The sequence below is a fragment of the Acinetobacter sp. BZX-2 genome (genome assembly GCF_055179795.1).
This window is the reverse complement of the sequence record NZ_CM143686.1, coordinates 1,648,733-1,667,853: the sequence shown is the minus strand read 5'-3', so window position 1 is coordinate 1,667,853 and position 19,121 is coordinate 1,648,733. Positions and strand designations below refer to the sequence as shown.

25 protein-coding genes are annotated in these 19,121 nt (G+C 38.8%); 3 read left to right on the top strand and 22 right to left on the bottom strand.

Annotated elements, in window-relative coordinates; all coding sequences use genetic code 11:
- Window positions 1–80 precede the first annotated feature (80 nt).
- The 8 genes from ACY45D_RS07825 to ACY45D_RS07790 all read right to left on the bottom strand — a co-directional run bounded on the left by ACY45D_RS07825 (window position 81) and on the right by ACY45D_RS07790 (window position 8,157).
- Window positions 81–1,091 (bottom strand): YeiH family protein, encoded by a 1,011-nt coding sequence (locus tag ACY45D_RS07825; RefSeq protein ID WP_463109177.1) that lies wholly within the window; start codon window positions 1,089–1,091, stop codon window positions 81–83.
- A complete protein-coding gene (locus ACY45D_RS07820; RefSeq protein ID WP_463109176.1) occupies window positions 1,078–1,413 on the bottom strand; it encodes a Rieske (2Fe-2S) protein in 336 nt (111 codons plus the stop codon). The genes ACY45D_RS07825 and ACY45D_RS07820 overlap by 14 nt, the downstream gene beginning before the upstream one ends.
- Entirely contained in the window at window positions 1,410–2,066 is a 657-nt protein-coding gene (locus ACY45D_RS07815) for a DsbA family oxidoreductase (protein ID WP_463109175.1), read from the bottom strand. Before ACY45D_RS07815 ends, ACY45D_RS07820 begins: the two co-directional genes overlap by 4 nt.
- Window positions 2,063–3,418: an MFS transporter gene (locus ACY45D_RS07810; protein WP_463109174.1), complete on the bottom strand. Its 1,356-nt coding sequence runs from the start codon at window positions 3,416–3,418 to the stop codon at window positions 2,063–2,065. The genes ACY45D_RS07815 and ACY45D_RS07810 overlap by 4 nt, the downstream gene beginning before the upstream one ends.
- Window positions 3,419–3,537: 119 nt before the next feature.
- Complete coding sequence (locus ACY45D_RS07805; protein WP_463109173.1) at window positions 3,538–4,590, bottom strand: beta-keto acid cleavage family enzyme; 1,053 nt, start codon at window positions 4,588–4,590, stop codon at window positions 3,538–3,540.
- A gap of 71 nt (window positions 4,591–4,661) precedes the next feature.
- Window positions 4,662–5,510 (bottom strand): TauD/TfdA dioxygenase family protein, encoded by an 849-nt coding sequence (locus ACY45D_RS07800; RefSeq protein WP_463109172.1) that lies wholly within the window; start codon window positions 5,508–5,510, stop codon window positions 4,662–4,664.
- Between the two features lie 24 nt (window positions 5,511–5,534).
- On the bottom strand, window positions 5,535–6,521 hold the full coding sequence (locus tag ACY45D_RS07795) for a quinone oxidoreductase family protein (RefSeq protein ID WP_463109171.1): 987 nt from the start codon (window positions 6,519–6,521) through the stop codon (window positions 5,535–5,537).
- A 382-nt stretch (window positions 6,522–6,903) separates the two neighbouring features.
- Window positions 6,904–8,157 (bottom strand): heparin lyase I family protein, encoded by a 1,254-nt coding sequence (locus tag ACY45D_RS07790; protein WP_463109170.1) that lies wholly within the window; start codon window positions 8,155–8,157, stop codon window positions 6,904–6,906.
- A gap of 256 nt (window positions 8,158–8,413) precedes the next feature.
- Here ACY45D_RS07790 and ACY45D_RS07785 point away from each other — a divergent pair, with 256 nt between their 5' ends.
- Window positions 8,414–8,551 (top strand): hypothetical protein, encoded by a 138-nt coding sequence (locus ACY45D_RS07785; RefSeq protein ID WP_463109169.1) that lies wholly within the window; start codon window positions 8,414–8,416, stop codon window positions 8,549–8,551.
- Window positions 8,552–8,596: 45 nt separating this feature from the next.
- On the opposite strand, the gene ACY45D_RS07780 is transcribed toward ACY45D_RS07785, so the two are convergent.
- A complete protein-coding gene (locus ACY45D_RS07780) occupies window positions 8,597–9,205 on the bottom strand; it encodes a tetratricopeptide repeat protein (RefSeq protein ID WP_463109168.1) in 609 nt (202 codons plus the stop codon).
- Window positions 9,206–9,893: 688 nt separating this feature from the next.
- Between ACY45D_RS07780 and ACY45D_RS07775 the strand changes: the two genes are divergently transcribed.
- Together ACY45D_RS07775 and ACY45D_RS07770 are read left to right on the top strand one after the other, a co-directional pair.
- Window positions 9,894–10,316, top strand: coding sequence for a hypothetical protein (locus ACY45D_RS07775; RefSeq protein ID WP_463109167.1), 423 nt, complete (start codon window positions 9,894–9,896; stop codon window positions 10,314–10,316).
- Window positions 10,309–11,676, top strand: a complete 1,368-nt coding sequence (locus tag ACY45D_RS07770) for an ISL3 family transposase (RefSeq protein WP_463109166.1) — start codon at window positions 10,309–10,311, stop codon at window positions 11,674–11,676. The genes ACY45D_RS07775 and ACY45D_RS07770 overlap by 8 nt, the downstream gene beginning before the upstream one ends.
- A 30-nt stretch (window positions 11,677–11,706) precedes the next feature.
- Here ACY45D_RS07770 and ACY45D_RS07765 read toward each other — a convergent pair whose 3' ends face one another.
- The 13 genes from ACY45D_RS07765 to ACY45D_RS07705 all read right to left on the bottom strand — a co-directional run bounded on the left by ACY45D_RS07765 (window position 11,707) and on the right by ACY45D_RS07705 (window position 19,107).
- The gene (locus ACY45D_RS07765; protein ID WP_463109165.1) at window positions 11,707–12,147 is read right to left on the bottom strand and encodes a lysozyme; all 441 of its coding nucleotides are present in this window, start codon (window positions 12,145–12,147) and stop codon (window positions 11,707–11,709) included.
- The gene (locus tag ACY45D_RS07760; protein WP_296277694.1) at window positions 12,144–12,515 is read right to left on the bottom strand and encodes a hypothetical protein; all 372 of its coding nucleotides are present in this window, start codon (window positions 12,513–12,515) and stop codon (window positions 12,144–12,146) included. Before ACY45D_RS07760 ends, ACY45D_RS07765 begins: the two co-directional genes overlap by 4 nt.
- A gap of 64 nt (window positions 12,516–12,579) precedes the next feature.
- Window positions 12,580–13,221 (bottom strand): hypothetical protein, encoded by a 642-nt coding sequence (locus ACY45D_RS07755; RefSeq protein WP_463109164.1) that lies wholly within the window; start codon window positions 13,219–13,221, stop codon window positions 12,580–12,582.
- An 18-nt stretch (window positions 13,222–13,239) separates the two neighbouring features.
- Window positions 13,240–13,446 (bottom strand): hypothetical protein, encoded by a 207-nt coding sequence (locus ACY45D_RS07750; protein ID WP_463109163.1) that lies wholly within the window; start codon window positions 13,444–13,446, stop codon window positions 13,240–13,242.
- Window position 13,447: 1 nt separating this feature from the next.
- Window positions 13,448–13,762 carry a hypothetical protein gene (locus tag ACY45D_RS07745; protein WP_463109162.1) on the bottom strand — a complete coding sequence of 105 codons (315 nt, stop codon included), beginning with the start codon at window positions 13,760–13,762 and terminating at the stop codon, window positions 13,448–13,450.
- Complete coding sequence (locus ACY45D_RS07740; protein WP_463109161.1) at window positions 13,759–14,343, bottom strand: phage baseplate protein; 585 nt, start codon at window positions 14,341–14,343, stop codon at window positions 13,759–13,761. Before ACY45D_RS07740 ends, ACY45D_RS07745 begins: the two co-directional genes overlap by 4 nt.
- The gene (locus tag ACY45D_RS07735) at window positions 14,343–15,026 is read right to left on the bottom strand and encodes a baseplate wedge 1 family protein (protein ID WP_463109160.1); all 684 of its coding nucleotides are present in this window, start codon (window positions 15,024–15,026) and stop codon (window positions 14,343–14,345) included. Before ACY45D_RS07735 ends, ACY45D_RS07740 begins: the two co-directional genes overlap by 1 nt.
- Window positions 15,023–16,168 (bottom strand): baseplate J/gp47 family protein, encoded by a 1,146-nt coding sequence (locus tag ACY45D_RS07730; RefSeq protein WP_463109159.1) that lies wholly within the window; start codon window positions 16,166–16,168, stop codon window positions 15,023–15,025. The genes ACY45D_RS07735 and ACY45D_RS07730 overlap by 4 nt, the downstream gene beginning before the upstream one ends.
- On the bottom strand, window positions 16,165–16,518 hold the full coding sequence (locus ACY45D_RS07725) for a hypothetical protein (RefSeq protein ID WP_463109158.1): 354 nt from the start codon (window positions 16,516–16,518) through the stop codon (window positions 16,165–16,167). The genes ACY45D_RS07730 and ACY45D_RS07725 overlap by 4 nt, the downstream gene beginning before the upstream one ends.
- Before the next feature lie 37 nt (window positions 16,519–16,555).
- A complete protein-coding gene (locus ACY45D_RS07720; RefSeq protein WP_463109157.1) occupies window positions 16,556–17,236 on the bottom strand; it encodes a Gp138 family membrane-puncturing spike protein in 681 nt (226 codons plus the stop codon).
- Window positions 17,226–18,173, bottom strand: a complete 948-nt coding sequence (locus tag ACY45D_RS07715; RefSeq protein WP_463109156.1) for a baseplate hub protein — start codon at window positions 18,171–18,173, stop codon at window positions 17,226–17,228. The genes ACY45D_RS07720 and ACY45D_RS07715 overlap by 11 nt, the downstream gene beginning before the upstream one ends.
- Entirely contained in the window at window positions 18,170–18,466 is a 297-nt protein-coding gene (locus tag ACY45D_RS07710) for a phage baseplate plug family protein (protein ID WP_463109155.1), read from the bottom strand. Before ACY45D_RS07710 ends, ACY45D_RS07715 begins: the two co-directional genes overlap by 4 nt.
- Window positions 18,463–19,107 (bottom strand): phage baseplate protein, encoded by a 645-nt coding sequence (locus ACY45D_RS07705; RefSeq protein WP_463109154.1) that lies wholly within the window; start codon window positions 19,105–19,107, stop codon window positions 18,463–18,465. Before ACY45D_RS07705 ends, ACY45D_RS07710 begins: the two co-directional genes overlap by 4 nt.
- Window positions 19,108–19,121 lie beyond the last annotated feature (14 nt).

Genomic DNA, 19,121 nt, shown 5'->3' with positions numbered 1-19,121 from the left:
TTTAATGTCAAAAATTTTACATCAAAACCTTTACTAGAAATCTATGTAAAACCTATGCCTAGTTAGTGTTTACTCAACAATTAGAACCACCAATGCATCAATGTTAATACCAATAATATAAGGAAAACACTTTCACCCACCATCAACAGAATTGGTTTAATTCCCACAGTAGCAAGCTCTTTAAGTTGTGTTTTCATCCCTAAAGCACTGATTGCAATCACTAAACACCAGCTCGATAATCCATTTAGACCACTTTGCACAACACTTGGTACCCAACCCGTACTATTAATACAAGCCAAAATAACAAAACCAACAGCAAACCAAGGCAATAATGGAGGTCGTGGCCCTGTAGAATCTCCACCCTGCATTCGTGTAATCATCGCCGCGCAAATAATGACAGGTAAAAGCATTGCAACCCGCATCAACTTAACCACTGTTGCAGTATCCCCTATTTCAGGAGACATGCTATAGCCTGCACCTACCACCTGTGCTACATCGTGAATGGTTGCACCTAAAAAAACCCCTGCCTGTAACGGTGATAAATGAAGCCAGTTGACAATCATGGGATATACAATCATGGCTAAAGTCGATAGCGCTGAAACACCGATGACTGTAAAGAGTGTTGCCTTTTCTTTTTGAGGATGATTAGGTAATGAAGCAGACAATGCCAAAGCAGCTGAAGCACCACAAATTGCCGTTGCACCTCCCGTCAACATACCAAACAACTTATTAAAACCCAGTGTTTTAGCCGCTATGATCGACACCGTGATCGTAATCGCAACCAGTGAAATAACCAAGGCAATCGGCTGCCAACCTAGTGCTGTAATCTGTTCTAAGGTGATCCGCATTCCCAATAAAGCGATACCAAAACGTAATACTTCACGTGCCGTAAATTCAATACCAGCTTTACACTTGCTTTCAGTCGTTAAAAAATTAAGTCCCATGCCTAGCAGCAAGGCAAATAACATGACAGGTGCGCCATAATGTTCAGATAAAAAGGTCGCAGCAGCAGCGACAACCGCACTCACTATAAATCCCGGTAACAACACACGTACCCGCTGCACAATATTTTCTGCTTTAACACTGCTCATGCTGCTCTCCTGCTGAATTCATAATAATAAAAACATCGTCTCCAATGACTTCTACAGGATATGAATTCACTTTAAATTGAGTAGAATTAAGCATATAACCGCTTTCCAAATCAAAACGTAAACCATGTGCACAACACTGAATCAATTTTCCATCTAATCGCCCTGCATAAAGTGAAGCGCCCTGATGAGGACAACGATCATCAATGGCATACAATTGAGTTTCAACATTAAAAAGGACTAAAAATTGATCACCAACCTTTAAAAAAGCTCTTGAACCGACAACGGGTACCTTTTCACTTGGCACATGAAAACGAGAGGTCATTTCAGTGCTCCTTGTTGTTGTGCGAGTGTCTCAAGCATTACCTTGTAAATCGTGTCTGCTGAATGCGCGCCCGATAAGGCAAAACGATCATTAAATACAAAATACGGTACGCCTTTACCGCCTGTATTGGCAGATATAAAGGGTTGCTGAGTTACATCCAAATCATGACTTTGAATCAGCCCAGAAAAACCGAAAGAATTTGCAATACTCAATAAAACTGACGTATCCGCAATATCTTCTGAATAATGAAAATAGGCTGAAAATAAACGTTCCAATAACATCTCACATTGCTCAGGTGTTCCGACTTTCAACGCATGTTCAAACAATCGATGTGCTTTGGCTGTATTTGGCATGCGAGAGATACGCTCAAAATGAATATCTACACCTACTGCATGACCAGCCTGACGAACTTGCGCCTGTCTCTGAAGAACAGCCGATTCACCACCTAATCTTTCAAGATAAAAAGCTTTAAAAGCAACACCATTTGAAGGGAGATGTGGCAATAACTGCACACCTCGCCAATGCAATATCACCTCAATTTCAGGATTATTGTCTTGTAGCTGATCAATTGCAGCTTGCAACTGACGTTTTCCAATCAAACACCAAGGGCAAATAAAGTCAAAAAATACATCTATACGCAATTGGCGAATCATATTTTATCTTCCACACACTGTTCCTGAATTTTCTCTTGATGCAGTAACTTTTCTTCAGCTGCAAGTTGCCCATCCAAGCGAGCCATATCTTGGTGATAATGATATTTGGCATATAGAAATACTGCTGCAGCTGCAATACTCACCAACGGCATAAATTGGAATGCTTGTTGTAAACCAATCACATCTGAAACTCGCCCAACAACCAAAGGGCCAAGTGCTAAACCTAGAAAATTATTGGCTAATGTCAAAGTTGCAAAGGCGGTACCATGTACAGAATTGTGGGTTAGATTGGCAACCATTGCACTTGATGGACCATTGGTTCCCAATGCAACTAACATTCCTACACAAATCATTAGCAATTGAGCTTTACCTGCTGGCATCGCAAATGCGATGAGCAACAATACACAACTCCCTAAACAGTAAACGATCGCTAAACTTACTTTACGATCAGGACGTTCTCGCCCTAAACGATCACAAAGCATGCCGCAAAAAATCGTTCCAACCGCACCACATAAAACAATGACAGCTGCAACAACGCCTGCTGAATCCGTCGTCATGCCGTAATAACGATTGAGATAACTCGGCATCCAAACAATAATTGTCCCGCCAACAAACAACTGCAAACCACTACCTATATACGTTGCAATCACTGAATGGCTGGAATAGATCGTTCTAAGTGGATTTTTAGCTTGAACCGACTTTTTTTGAATTTTATTTACTTCACGATGCGGCGCTATTCTTTTTTCTTTAACAACTATTGGATACAGAATGGCTAAAACTAAACCAAACAGCGCCATCCCACCAAAAGCCCAACGCCATCCAAAATGTTCAGCTAATACACCGCCTAAAGCCATGCCTAAAAATGAACCAAACACACCGCCAGCCATAAATGCGCTTGCCAAAGTCGCTCGCATTTCTCTCGGGAATACTGCAACCACTACAGCAATACCGACGCTTCCGTATGCTGCTTCACCGACACCAACCATAAACCGTGCAATAAACATTTCTTGGTAATTTTGTGCCAGTGCACAACCTAAGGTTGCTAAACTCCACAACACAGCCATGATCGCCAAACTTTTGACACGTCCAAAACGATCAGCCAATAATGATAGAGGTAAAGTCAATATCCCGACCATTATGGCCACAATACCGCTCAGCAAGCCCAATTGGCTATCGCTCAATGTCCATTCATTTTTGATTAAAGGAAATACCGCATTTAAGACCTGTCGTGACATGTAATCTGAAATCAGTAAACCGAATGTTAAAGCAAAGATGACCCACGCATAGCGACGTGGTACATGAACAGATGTATCTACACTACTCGCATGATTTGTATACTGATGCGCATCCATACGAACCCCTTGTGTTTATTATAATTTCTCTTTTATTCACCAAGAATTACGCTTCTATTCTGAAACGCAATTCCAACTTCACACTTAACTCACGCCTAAATTTATTTCAAATAAGAATATCATTTACGTCGTGGCACACCTTTTTGACCCGCTTGACGATTTGGCGACATACCATTTGCAAGTAAAGTTTCTTCAATGCTGTCATATTGCACACCAATACGATAAATTTCACGTGCCTCTTGGCCTGAAGCCACTTCACGACCTAACTCGTGGGCAATACGTACTGTCTGCTTAATTTGCTCTACAGATGAGAAACGCTTTCCTTGATGGTCGATAATGGTGTCTTCATTACCCACGCGTGCATGGAATCCCATTGCCATAGACATAGTATTAAAAGGTAAAACATTCTTTAACAATGATTCTGAAGTCAAAGTACAACCATCTGGTACACGGTGAATAAAGTTAAAGAAATTAAATGGGTTTGGCCCATCAAAACCGCCTCCAATACCAATCCACGTGATATTTAATGGCCCTTTATATAAGCCCTTACGCACCATACGTTCCAAAGTTTCTAAACCATGCATTCCTGTTAATTGGAAATGTGGTTGAATGCCGTTTTGGCACAAGCGCTTCAGATGTTCAGTCAGCCAAGCTGGGCCAGCAGGCACAGTCATTTCTGCATAAGCTTCTTGAATCGCAGGGTGTGCCAAAGATGTTCCTTCTAAATATTCAGGATATAGTAATTCCATAATATTCATTTGGGTGGTATTGACAGCAACAGTTACTTGATCAGGTTTTGGAGTCAATTCAGCTAACATGTGACGGGTATCATCACTCAGCCAAAGCGCAGCTTCACCTTCACTTTCAGGTGCAAACGATATTGAACCACCCACTTGAATAATCATTTCAGGTACAGCTTCGCGTACACCTGCAATTAATTCATTGAATTTTGATAATCGCTTAGAGCCTTTACCATCAAGTTCACGCACATGTAAATGTAGAACTGTTGCACCTGCTTCATAGCACTCTACTGCTTTTTGAATTTGTTCATCCATCGTAACAGGAATGTCTTCTGGGAAATCTTCAGGCATCCACTCAGGGCCATATGGCGCAACTGTAATGACCACTTTTTCCATGTTTTCTGGGTGCAAAGAATCATCAAAGAATTGCATGTGCATCTCCTATGCTATTTTTAAAATGTAAATTAAATAATTCTGTTTCAATAAAATGTATGATTTCTAAATCAATATGTTGCATCACCAATAATGCCTGCACGTTCCATTTTCCGATGACATGCTGGATAATCCATCACTGCATAATGTTGTGTGCTTCGGTTATCCCAAATCGCAATACTGTTTGGTTTCCAACGCCAACGAACTTGGTACTCAGGAATAGACGCTTGGGTAATCAAATAACGTAAAAGATCTGCTGCACCGGGGTTTGCGTCTTGCCCAAAACGCACTCTTTCTTTGGTGTGGTAATTACTAAAATGCGTTGTAAATGCATTAACGTATAAAATCTTTTCACTCGTCTCAGGATGAATACGTACCACTGGATGTTCTGCATCTGGATATTGCGCTTTTAATGCCAAACGTTTTTCGATCGGCATGACTGCACCAAAACTCGCCTCTATGCTGTGATAAGCACGTAGATCTGCAATTTTTGTTTTAATATCTTCAGGCAAATTTTTATAAGCCATGACCATATTGGTCCACATGGTATCGCCACCTACCGTTGGGCATTCAACACAACGCAACACACAACCCATTGGTGGAATTTTTCGCCAGCTTGCATCGCTATGCCATGCATTTTCATAACGATCTATTGGGCTGTCTGGGCTTTTATATATCTGTACTAAACCAGGATGATCAGGATGACTCCCTACTGCGGGATGGTCTTCTAACTGTCCAAAACGCTCTGCAAATGCAACATGTTCTGCACGTGTTAAATTCTGATCTCTCAAAAACAAAACATGGTGTTTTAATAATTGTGTACGAATTTCAGTGAATAAATCATCATCCTGAATCGCATCTGCCAAACTTACACCATGCAATTCTGCGCCTATGTTGCAAGCTAACTGTTCAATTTGCATAAGAAATCCTTTCCAACAACAAACTTAAATCACAAAAATAGATGAACCTATGGTTTTACGTGCTTCTAGGTCACGGTGAGCCTGTACGGCATCCTTTAATTCATAACGTTGATTAATTTCAATTTTGATTCGACCGTTACGCACATGATCGAACAACTCATTTGCCAGTTCTCTTTTTTCCGCAGGGTCTGCGATATAATCCGCCAAAGCTGGGCGAGTCATATAAAGTGAGCCCTTCATCGCCAATAAAACTGGATCAAAAGCAGGTATTGGCCCCGATGCTGTGCCAACGCAAACCAACAAACCACGACGTTTTAATGAGTCTAATGACGACATGAAGGTATCTTTACCGACACTGTCAAATACCACATTGACACCAACACCATTGGTAATTTCACGAACACGCTCAGCCACATTTTCATGACTATAGTTAATGACATGGTCACAACCATATGCTCGTGCAACTGCCGCTTTTTCTTCTGAAGAAGTTGTTCCAATCACGGTTAAGCCAAGTAACTTCGCCCATTGCGAAACAATTAATCCAACGCCACCTGCCGCAGCATGTAATAAAATCGTATCGCCCGCTTTAAAGTTATAAACACGGCGCATTAAATAAGAAGCTGTTAGCCCACGCATGGTCATCGCCGCAGCAGTTTCGCAGGAAATACCTTCAGGTAACTTAATCAAAGCATTGGCAAGCACTAAACGCTCAACACTATATGCGCCTAGAGTATTTAAAAAACCGGTGTACGTGACTCGATCACCAATGGTAAAATCTGTAACACCTTCACCAACAGCTTCTACAATACCCGCTGCTTCTACGCCGATGCCGTTTGGTAATGGAATCGGATATGTACCGTTACGGAAATAAGTATCTGCATAGTTCAGACCAACTGCTACATGACGCAGGCGTACTTCTCCAGCACTTGGTTCACCTATTTCCACATCTTCATAGCGCATTACTTCGGGTGTTCCCGTTCCATAGAAACGTACAGCTTTAGTCAACGTCATTTTATAGTCCATGTCTTGTTTTACAGTGCTTCTCAAGCAATATCTCAAAACTACAATACTCGGCTGAGCACTCACTTCACTTTTGACGACACGCACTTGTCCTTTTACGACATTTATTTTGATATTTTATTGGAATGTATAAGTGACATATATTTAAACAGCATTTTTTTTGATTGGCTTTGATTTAGCTTTTTGATTCTCTTTATTCTATTCTGTAAAAATTTTCTGAATACCATTAGAAGTACTATTGAGCTTATAAATCATTGCGCTTATTAAAATAATCATCATTTTAAAATTCGCAATAAAAAAGCCCAACATTCAGTTGAGCTTTTCCATATTATTCATTTACTTAGCATGACATGTGTTGAATACAAAACTTCTTTTAATTCATGTCTTTTATGACCACACCCTTATGATAAACCTCGATCGGGTTGCCATTGATTGGTCGGTTAAGCGCCCCTTCACGCCAGCTTGAGCGATAAATTCCCATTTGGAAATACGGTGGCCATTTTTGATGGTAATTGTTTCCACCAACAATATTTGCAACCTCTATACCGTTGTGCGTAACCACAATCTGTCCTGGAATAAGTTGATTATTTGCATCTAATTGAGACCATTTGATATCAAAATTCCAGTTATTCCATTGATTAAAAGTAACAGGAACATCAAGTATATAACGTTTTAAAACAGTTTCAGGCACAGCTAAAGGTGAAGAAAGCGGCTTAAGTTGATAAACATGGATCTGCCATTCGGGCTTTTTACCAAATAGTACCAATGCAATTGGAGGGTTAAGATTTTTGTTGTTTAGGCTATAACCATGCCATTGCGCTAAAATTGTTCCATAATCAAAGAGTGGCCATGATGATGGAATGTAGTGCGAAACGGAATAGTTATAATGCCCCCAGTTGAATTGTTTGCGTTGTATTTCAGCACGATAGGACTTTCCATCGTCAGGTACTGTAAATTTTGCTACATTTTCTCCTGTTCCAGCAGGATCTTTGACAATAACTGCTGAACTGCTATTTTCCATTTGAAGCCCAATTGAACTCCAACTGTAATCATTTGGAATGCTCTTATCGATATTTATCATTCCAGTCCAAAAACCATCACGAAATACGACTTTCCCTGCTTCGGCTAAATCAGTCGGTTGACTTGGTTCTTCTGCCTTTGGAACCAAAGGAGATAGCTCAGTAGGTGGTATAATCTCATCTATTTTTTCTGGCTTTTGTCTATCCAACACATTTAACTGAATAGTCGTTACTTGACTGTCTTTTTCCCCATCATTCACTACCAAGCTAATTTGATATTCGCCAGCTATATCTGGAATGATCGAAAAGGTTTTTGAATGACTATCCCCTGTACTTGGGTAGCTATTATTTGGTTTTGTTATAATTTCCCATCGATAATTCAATGTATTGGTGCCATCATCTGTACTTTCTGATCCATCGAGTACGATTGAATCACCAACTTTTATCGTCTCCTTAACGGATTGAATGACTGAAACAGGTGCAATATTTTCAGATACTTTTGTTATAGGCTGAGCTTGATTCTCACTATTGTTTTCTTTGTTATTGCCACCACAGGCTGTGACCACTAAAGCTGTAGAAAATATTAAACAGTATTTAAGTTTTTTCATTCAAAGACATACTCGATAAGCTCATGAAACTATTGATGGTTTTACCATATTAATCATCAAATATAAAAACTAAATTATAGAAATAACATGTTTATTATCGGATAGTTAGCTAATTTGTGATGCCCATCAACTTCATGAGATTTTGCGTAAACTTGAAAGATTTACACTTTTCAGGCTCTTTTCATTTTTATGTAAAAATACAGATTAAAATCTATTCATTTTATGAATGAGCTGTTCTATTAAAAATGCAGAAGCAATGAAAGAAGCTAATTCTGAATGTAGTAAAACTGGCAAAGCAGTTAAAATATTAGAGGCGATTGATGCTAGACCTCCTTTTATTTTTGGTAATTTCCCAAAGATAGAAATTAGATTTAAATGTATTGTGGAAGAATAAAATAAAGCCCTTTAAAGGGCTTTCTCAAACAGTTTCCACACCAAATCAAAATAACCCTGAAAGTAATCTAACTACCCCCAACCCCTGTTTAAATTTTTGAGTATTTTCCATCTCTTTAACTCTTGCGATTGCTTCATCATGCCCCACAAGTGCTGCTTTTTTAAAATATAAATAAGCTTTATTTTCATCTATTAAGCAAGTATTTCTTCCGAATAAATAATATTCACCTAAATAATAATTAGCTTCTTCAAATCCTAATTCTAAAGCCTTATTGAAAAGCTCAAATGCTTTATGAGAATAGACTATACTTTGATTACCACCTACTTTGAATGATAGTGTGTAATACAACGATCCTGCTGAATTTAAAGACTTCCCTGAATTTATTTTTATCAATTTGTCTTGAATAATTTCCTCAGCTTTCTTCACATCAACATTTACATATTGCCCTTGAATATACATATTTGCTAAAGCTTCGATACCAGATACATTATTTTTTGCAGAAAGCTCAGTATATATATCAAAAGCTTTCTTTTCATTCTTATCTGTACCTATGCCATACAATAACAAGCAAGCTAAACCAAATTTATTCTGTAAATCATTTGGATTGGCTCTTTCTGCTTCCAGTGCATTTTGAAAAATTTGTTTATGATCCATCTCGTTACCATTTAAAGTGTTATTTTTTAATTGTATTTTATAATTTTTGAAAGTTCTTGTGCAATAGTATCTTATGCTCAAATGAGACCTGTAATTGTACAAATCCCACCTTTGTTTTCGTGATTTAGGTAGCTTCATTTTCGTCGCAAATTTGTCGCAGATGACTTAGAAATATTGCCAATTTTTACAAATACTTCCACAATCAAGATGCGACAAACAAATAAAAAAAGGGTTTACAAGCAATCAAATCACCTATAAACCTTTGATTATATTATTTTAAAATTTGGTAGGTATAAGCAGACTCGAACTGCTGACCTCTACGATGTCAACGTAATACTCATTTATAAAAATCAATACGTTATACCTAATCGGCGCCCAAGTTTCGCCCTTTAATTTTGTTACAAAAAAGAGACCTTACTCCTAAGCCCTTCTCAAACATTTTGCTGACTTGTATATTTTCCGAATTCAGCTTAATATTTATTTAGAAAGGTTGGTAACTGAAGTAAAATCGCGCGGCAATTGAAGCCTTACCGTATTCAGATTTACTAACCTTTTTTTATTTACTAAAAATAATTAAATAAAGGTTATTTGTTTTCTTAGAAAGATTTTCTGGCTATTCGGAATAAGTAGTGTATTTAATAATTCCATGTTATAACCATATTTCGGATTATATAGTGGAATTATTAAAATGATTTTAATAGAACAATTAGGCGGATATGAGCGAGCAAACAAGATTGCTCGCAACTACAGAAATGATCGCGATAGGGTTATTCAATGTTCAAGCAAGGATATTGAATACACAGGAGACCCAAGCGAAATCGCAAATATTGAATTGGTTGAATTTACTATTAGTGATTTGAGATCTGCTGTACTTGAGTATCGCCGCGAACACAGTTTATTTGAGGTTGGAGACCTTGTTACTCATTTGACTACTAGGGATATTTTAAAGGTTATATCCATTGAGGACTCTAACAAACACTATAGATTCATTAAAGTTAAAGCTATTAATCCTAAAAACCAAGAATCTGTGAATGAATTTAACTCCCTTTGGTTTCAGCTTAAACATGCTACAGGCGAAGAAGTCGAAGCAGGTAGACGCCTGAATGACTGATCCGTTAGACCTCCAGAATTGGCATTACTTGTCAACTGAAAAAACACCTAAGCTTGAAACGTTTTTTGCTGAGTATAAGATTCACCCTATTGCTTGTATCAAGTGTGAGTCGTCACAAATATATAAGCATGGCCCAAAGATTACAGTTTTTCGTGATATACCGCATCGTGCAAAAGCAACAGTTATTAAGGCAAAATTAACACGTTATCGCTGTAAGGGATGCGGTGGTGTGTTTGTTCAGCCTGTGACGCAGATTTACCCCGAAACACGCATGACAATTCGCTGTGTTGAAAGTATTCAGCGTAGATGTTTAAAAGACACGTTTACTCGCATTGCAGAAGACTTTGGCTGTGACGAGAAAACAGTGCGAAAAATTGCAACTGCGTTCATTGATGAGCTAAACGCTAGGTACAATCCTGTGCTACCAAAAGTGATTGGTATTGATGAAACAACTATTGACGGTAAATTACGCTTCATTGTGACCGATATAATTAATCGAAAACCAATTGACATGCTTGTGGATCGTGAAAAATCAACGGTATCAGATTACTTTTGGAAACACCGCAACGACCCTGTTGAGGTGGTTGCTATGGATATGTGGCGCGCTTATAAGTCAGTTGTTTATCAAGTGTATCCAAATGCTATCATTGTGATTGATAAGTTTCATGTTGAGAGAATGGCGAATGAAGCGGTTGATAAAATACGCCTAAAACTATCAAAAGACCGTGTTAAAGCCATTGGTCAAGATTGGAAGCGCAGAAAATCATTACTGCGTATGCGTTACAAGAATCTTAGTGAGCACGGTAAGTACAACTTAGATATGTGGCTTGAAAACGAACCTGATATTAAGATTGCACACAACCTTAAAGAGTTGTTCTATTTGATCTATGAGATGCCAACTCGTGAAGATGCTGAAGCATTGCTTGATGATTGGCTTGATATTATCCCTGCTGATATGTGTAAAGGCAAAAGTGACTTTAAGCCATTGGTTACAATCTTTAAAGAATGGCGCAGAGAGATTATGAATTACTTTGATCAGAGAGTCACAAATGCATACACGGAAGCTGTAAACGGTGTGGCTAAAGTAATTAATCGTCAGGGTCGTGGTTATACATTTGAGATGCTTCGGGCAAGGGTGTTGTTTAATAAGTATGATCTGTTTGAACCACCGTGCTTCAATGTTGACCCTAATATTACTGCTCAGGAATATAAACTTTTAGAAGACAGTTTTGTTAGATGTATTTCTTGTTTTGAACCTCAGACTCCTGAAGATAATGGAGTTGTTTGTAAACGATGTTTATCTCGATTACACCAAGATGACCCATTTTTAGATATCGCTAGAGACTACGGATTACACTAGATAATCCGTAGAGCCGATTTTCTAAGACCTCTAAAGGACTTTCTCAAACAACTTCCGCTCTTTCGCACGACGATTCGTAAGCCCACGCATCACTTTGCCGCCTGCACGATTCCAGCGTGGGAATTGTTCAGCAGCTCCCTTATAATCTTTAGCATTCAACTTTTTAAGCAAAGTCGAATTTAAGAATGCGCTTGCACCGATGTTATAGGCCAGTGAAACCAAAGCGTCATACTGGTTTTGATTAAGCGGTACTTTGGTTTGATTCACCGCAGATTCAAATTGCTTTAAATCTTGGGCCATATATGACTTGGCTTGTTCGACAGTACAAGTGTCACCTTTCTTGACTTTGGTACCATTAATCACCGTGGTACCATAACCGATAGTCCATACACCTACACCGTCGTCGTAGGCTTTGAGTCGAAGGCCTTCAAATGAGCAGATTAAATCGATTCCGTTTGTGCTTGTTTTCATCTGAATATCGCTCCAAAGGCTTCTTTAATTTCTGTGATAATTTCCATGAAGGATTTACCTTTCATAAGCTGTACTGACTGGTAAGCGATACCAATACAAAGCATTCCAAAAATGGCAAATACGAGCATGACGAAACCCTGCGACATATGTGAATAATGCCCAAGATCGTAGTATTCAATGAAGGCTGAACCGCCATATAAACTAATAGCCACACTGAATGTGAATTTCATAATCACACCCATCGTTATTTTGATACGCCCCTGTGTATCAATGTCCCCGCTTAATGTCAGGGCAAAAATAGCCCCGATCACTGCAGCTATAATTTTAAAAAGCCATGGTAGGCTTTTGATTGAGATTGGATCGTTCAAGGTATTTCCCCTGTTTTTAGGCAATAAAAAAAAGCACCTTTCGGTGCTTATGAATAGTGGAGCTTTAAGAAATGGAGATCGGTAATTGCATGATTTCGTCACTATTCAACTTGAAGAACAGAGTCCTACAATTACTTTTGAGTTTTAGTTTGAGTTCTCTGAAAACAACATCTCCACTTAAAAAACGAACTACTACACCTTTACCATCAAGCTGAAATGAACAATCTGTTATTGGTGTATCAACATAGTTATAAGATGCAGAAAATGTGCTGTTATCAATAAAGATATCTTTAGAATTAGGGTTGGAACTTATACCAAAATAGGGTAACCCACCCAAGCTATTGTATTCCACCTGTTCTGCAAGTGTTGTATTTAACACACCGAATGAAAAGAAATTTACAGGAAAAGGGAATGTAATCTTTTCATCTATATCTAACGGTTGGGTAAAAATAAACCCATTTGAATAACGATCTACTGGTAAAACCTCAGAATATGAAATTTCACCATTCTCATAAGTGCAATTCAGATATTCAGGTTCAAAACGTAAAGTGCCTTCACTTACACCGCCTGAGCCAACACCTAACAATTGTTTTAATTCTTCTATCGAAGTTACACCTGTACCACCATGTTCTACAGCTATCACATCTTCGGGTTCAAATTCACTGAGAACATCTACACGTAATTTAATTGGGATAATTGCTTTCATACTGTCACCTTTAAATATTTATTGAGTGCCATCATTTTTTAATAATGGCTGATTAGTTAAAGCTAAATTTTGTTGAGTGCCGTTAGATAAGAAAAAAGGCAGTGATAGATTTGTTTGATCTATCCCGCCTAGACTTACAATAGAATTGGTATATAGTTTTAACGTATCACCATCTTTTTTCTTGATCGTGAGCGAATCACCTTTTTTAATCTGTAATACATCCATACTAACCTCTTGTCACAGTGATCGGGATCAATACTGTTGAACGGATATTGTTTAAAACTCTGACCAAGCGAATTTGTAAATCACCGACCTGCCAATTCACTGTACTATCCGCAGAAATTAAAAAGTCACCTTTATTGGTGACTTGGTCTAATTTTAAAACTGTCAATGGATAGATCCAAAACTGATTGAATGTTTCGAGCGTAGCTTCAAATTCAGTATCGGTTAAATCTATGGGATTGCTTTCAGGATCATCGTAATGACACGCATAGCTAAACGTATCACCACGAATAATATGTAGCGTGTCATCGCAACTCATGCTGTACGTCTCCAACGTGCATCAACGATAGATGGCTGGACAATGTTATGTGCTACATCACCACCAATTTCATTCGTGCTTATATTTGCAGGAGTGTCTGTTCTACGATCAAAAGCAGGTCTAGAAGATCCATCACTATCAGTTTCTGATGCATCAATATCAAGGCTAAACTTTGGTAGCTCACTAATGATCAATTTATGTGTATATTCACCAAATGTAGTACCTATTGTTTTGGTCCATAGAGGATCATTTTCTTTTGTTGACAAACCAACCACAGCCTTACCTTCACCATGCCTTACCCACGTAGTTCCAACATAATGAGCATTTGGATCAAAATCGATTGCAAATTCAATGATTATTCCAACAGGATAAATACGGTCGATTTCATTTGAAGATGAACTTTTGAGTGTATTTGCAACATCAATCACTTCATTGATTTTTGTCGTAAGTGAATTAAGTATCCAGTTAAACCATTGTCGTGCGGGTTTTAGTGCAGCGGGGAATCCATTAATTAAATTTAACCCATCTGTATTTTTTTCACCGTTTTGCGAAAATACGGTTAATTTTTCTATATCTGCCATCAGTATTTTTCCTCAATCCAATATCCACCGACACTTATGTCGTTTGTATCACCAAAACCCAAGCTATCAGGCTGATCAGCCCAACCAAAACTGTCGTACCAATTGTCATAAAATTTAAGTCCAACACCTGCAGGTCTTGGGATCATAATTTGCAGTAATTCCTTAGTTGCCACTTCCATTGAACGTACAACGCCGACACCAATCCACATTTTCCCACTGTCAAAAATTGTGTATTGTTCTTCAATAAAATGGTCTAAAACGTCATAAGCATCGTTCAAAGAACATCCACAACGATTTCGATAAATCTGCGCTTTAATCACTTTTCTCAAAAGTGAAACGTTAATGCTTCCTGCTGCATTTCCCGATATGCCTGACTCACGCCAAAAACCACCCATTTCAGGATTGTTCGTTTCTCCAAAGGGTAAAGCTTCAAGCTGATCATCAAAGCCAAAAAAAGGTAAAGGAATCGCATTGGGTATCGCTGTAGGTGCGCCAACCCATTTGGCTAAAATCAAAAGTTGATCGCCTGTTGCTGTATCTATATCGAAGTAAGTAGGTAGTTGTTGAATAGCGTTTTTGATTTCAATGAAGGGCTGTAACGTCGCCTGAAGTGTTGCTTGAAACTTTGGTTTATCTCGATGCTGACTGGTGATCAATTTTAGATAACCATCTATATTCATCATGAAACCCCTATAGTGACATCGTTCGTTGTACACACCGCCAACTCAGTGAATTGCAGATCAAGATGACTTTGACCGTTGACCTTAATTTCAAGGACGTCATAACTTAATGAGTCAACATGCCCGTTTAAAGCCGCTGCTATATCAAGTCGTTTTGATGTAATTTCACCACCGATCGTTAATGAATTAATGTAATCTGCAATGGACTGTTTGATTTTCCCCCCAATCGAATCGTTATAGCTGTTCATTGCTTTGATCGACACTTGGACAGAAACCGAAACAATGTTTGGACGATAAAAACGGACTGCTGAAGGATTGCCCTTTTTGTCAAATACCGTTCTGGTGATATTCCCAACCGTGGTACAACCCATCGTTTTTTTATGCTTAATCACATCTGCAATCGCTTGCTCATCACCGCCAGCAATCACAAAAGCCATACTGTGCGGAGGCATACCCAAAGCATTTATGACATCTGTTTCATTTTCATAGCTTTGATAATGCGTAACCCCATTCAGTGAAGCCAAAGCACCTAAAGCACCATCGAGTAAACCCAATGATGGAATCGCTACAGATATTGCTTGTCTTTGCCGTAAGGTTGCATCCTTTTCAATAGGATTACCCAATACTGCTGCATTCGGATTATCTACAGACAGCCATCCTCGCGTGGGTGTAATGATTTTATTAATACTATGCGGTATCGCAGAAATCGCACCAAGATCCTCACATGTGGCATTCACTGTAATTGAGCCTGTATTATCGATGGATACGGCGCTTGGTAAAATCCAACGATGCGTACCATCACTGACAATACCGTTATTAATCGTTGTACCAATAGCACCAGTTAAGACCACTGGTGTTGTGGAGTTTGATGCAATAGCACGTGCAATGCCATTGATGGCTACATTTCGTGATAACGCATCACTTAATGCATTTGTTGGACTAAATGAATTATAGACACCAACCGCAATGGCTGCCGTTTCACTCAGCGCTCGTGCAATCAAGGCTAAGAATTGTCCATCTTGGCTATCGTTTTCCAAATAGACATCATTGCCATAAATCGCTCTATATTGATTTTTAATGTCTGTGAGTATTTCATCAAAGGTACTTGCTGAAACCCCATTTTCGTCAATGGTCACATAACTCATAAAGATTCCTGCAAGGTTGTCTCACCATAAATGGTGTTGATTGTGGTTTGAATTGCTAACTTTCGGGTATTAGGGTCAAACTGAGTATAAAAATCCGTAATTTCAGTTACACCAAATGTGCCTAAAATTCGCTGCTTAATGACTTGTTCATACAACAAACTCGTACCACGCCCTAAGACCTGATCAAGCCAATCTGTGCCGTCTTCGATATTGAGAAACCATTCATTCACCCAAAGTTTTAATCGTGTTAAAACTGCCTGCCCCACACCTTCAGGCGTATTCTTGTGAAAGTTTGCTTGGCTATTCCCAAATGAGTAATCACCGTTTTCATCTAGTTTTCTATAGCGCATAAAAAAACCACGCTTTCACGTGGTCTCCTTTGGTTATTTAGGGTTTGGGTGTTCCTGAATTATCAGTTCCACTCCGCACACCAATATGGATATGTCCAATCAAACTGATTGTCTTGGCAATGACATCGGTTAATGACTTAATCAAACCTCTAACCGTTAATGTTTTTGTGATTTCAACATCAGCATCAATATTTACTTTTGAGGCTTTAATGTTGATTTCTTTGGTAGAGGGATTCAATTCAATAAAAGCATCGCCATCATCTGTGCGAATCTGCAAAGCATCGGTTGAAATGTTCTCAACCCGGTTCGGTTGTGATTGTGGTGCAAAGAAAGCAAAGGCATCTGATAAATCATGTTTACGATTATCAAACGGTGGTTGAACACCTCCGTTCTGCCACCACACATCAATACAACGATCAGCAAATACCACAAAACACTCATCACCCTTTTTAATTGGATGCGTGATGGTGCAACCACCGCCACGGGTAAACATCACAGGCACATCTTGTAATAAGGGTATATCTTCCATTGAGATCGTGCCGTCTTGTTTACGCATCGCTATTTGAATTGCAGGGAAAGCAGTAATTGTCACTTTGTCAGGATCATAACTTTCAACAATACACGGCGTTGCTACCCAAAAACCTGCTTTAAATGCATTGAGCATATCTTGCAATGTTTTGGCTTGGTTATTAATCGATTGGTTAGAATCAAACGGCATTTTGCACCCCATGAATTGCAACACCTGTGACGGCTTGTGTAGCGTTTACACCAATACCAATAATACTGGTTTGCCAAATATCACCGCGCGTATCACCCTCATGTGAAACCCCAACAACGTTGTAATATCCATCTGCGCCAAATGCTTGCTTAAAAGGCTTATCTAACTCTTGTTGACCATAAGCTGTGTCGTAATTTTCAGTTTGAATTAGACTGGTATCAATCTGAACCTGACAACCCATTTTGATTTTTGGATTCATTAAACATTCAGCTCGCAAACCACTCATTGTTAATTGGGGCATACCAATTAAACCTGTTGAAGGTTTTAAAACATAAGCTTTTGCATCTGCAGGACGATTTCTTTCAACAATCGTGATTTCATTTCCATCGTAACCACAATCTTGATTGTTGTTATCTGCATATTCTTGAAAATACTGAGAAGCCAAACCAAAGTAAGTTTTACCCCTAGGCGCTTCGTCTTCATTCACTGCAGGTGCAAGATATCCAGTTTTTGCACCATTTGCCTTGAATGATTCGGCAATTGCTTGCTTCTCTTGATCTAACGTTCTTCCTGCAGCTAAATTGCCTTTCATCACTGCAAAGTTATGTTGGGTATCTGCATTTTGGGCCACGATACATAAATAGGTATCTGTAGGGGATTCACGGCCCCGTCTAAACTGAAATACTTGGCCTTGAAAGATCAGCCCCATATTGCCTTCATATCCAGCATACAAAGCAAAGTCTTGACCTTCTCCCTTAAACTTATTCATGGTTTCTGTTGATAGATTGTAGACATAAATTTCAGCAGTACCAGGTTGTCCAACCAAAGCCTGACCAACATTGAAAATTATTCTAAAAGCTGAGAGATCTAATGCCTCTGAACCACCTTTTTCCAAACCGACAATTAACTGGCAAGCACGATTCCAATTTTCACTCATGGATCCACCCAATAAAGTTTAAGCGTATCCCCTACACTTTTATAATCTAGATTGTCTAAGCCATCGGTAGATACCCATAGCTCACCTTGTATTTTATGTTGGTACTGCTTAATCAGATCCACGCCAGTGACAACTGCAATCCCATTTACCAAAGGAATTAAATCTGCGGTTGCAATATCTAAAAACCAACCTACTGCATCCCGCCAAATCAGCTTAAATTGATAGGTTGTACCATCCAGTGATGTGAAAAACTTTTGTGACCCTTTCTGCAAAGGTAATTCAAATATTGTCATTTAGATGTCCACCACTTTACGAATCCATCACGACTTTTATCCAAAAAAGATTCATCTTTAACTGGTTTTGGTTGAACAACACCTGCATCAATTGGAGGCGCTGTAGCCTCGGGTTCTTTTTGTTGTTCAATCTTTAGATTGGTTTCTAAGGTATTTGTAATAATGACCTTTTTTAACGTCATCGTAACCAACAAGGCATTTTCAGACTCCATGTCTGTGGTTACTTTTAGTGACTTGATCAACATATCTGTATACAGACGTTTACCTGTCATAATGACCAAGCGAACTGCATTTTTTTGCAGTGCTTGTAAAGCTTCGTAGATTCCAATAAGTGACGGCGTACCTGCTATAAAGCTATTACCCAGTAACCCATTCAATTTACCCGCACTTTCTGACCAACCTAATTTAATCGTCACTTCTGGTGGATTCATATAAGCGTGATCTGATATCGGTGAACCTGTTTCAACTGGATGCTCCGTAATATTCAGTTCATCACTATGTTGTTCTTCAATCGTGACATCTGCAAACAAGCCCATGATGGTACGTTTCTTTGCAAACAAAAGTGAACCTGTTGTTTGAATTTCACTACTGTATTGGCTTGCTTGGCTGAGTGCAGATTGAACAATTGCAGGTAGTGCCATACTTTTCTCCGAGC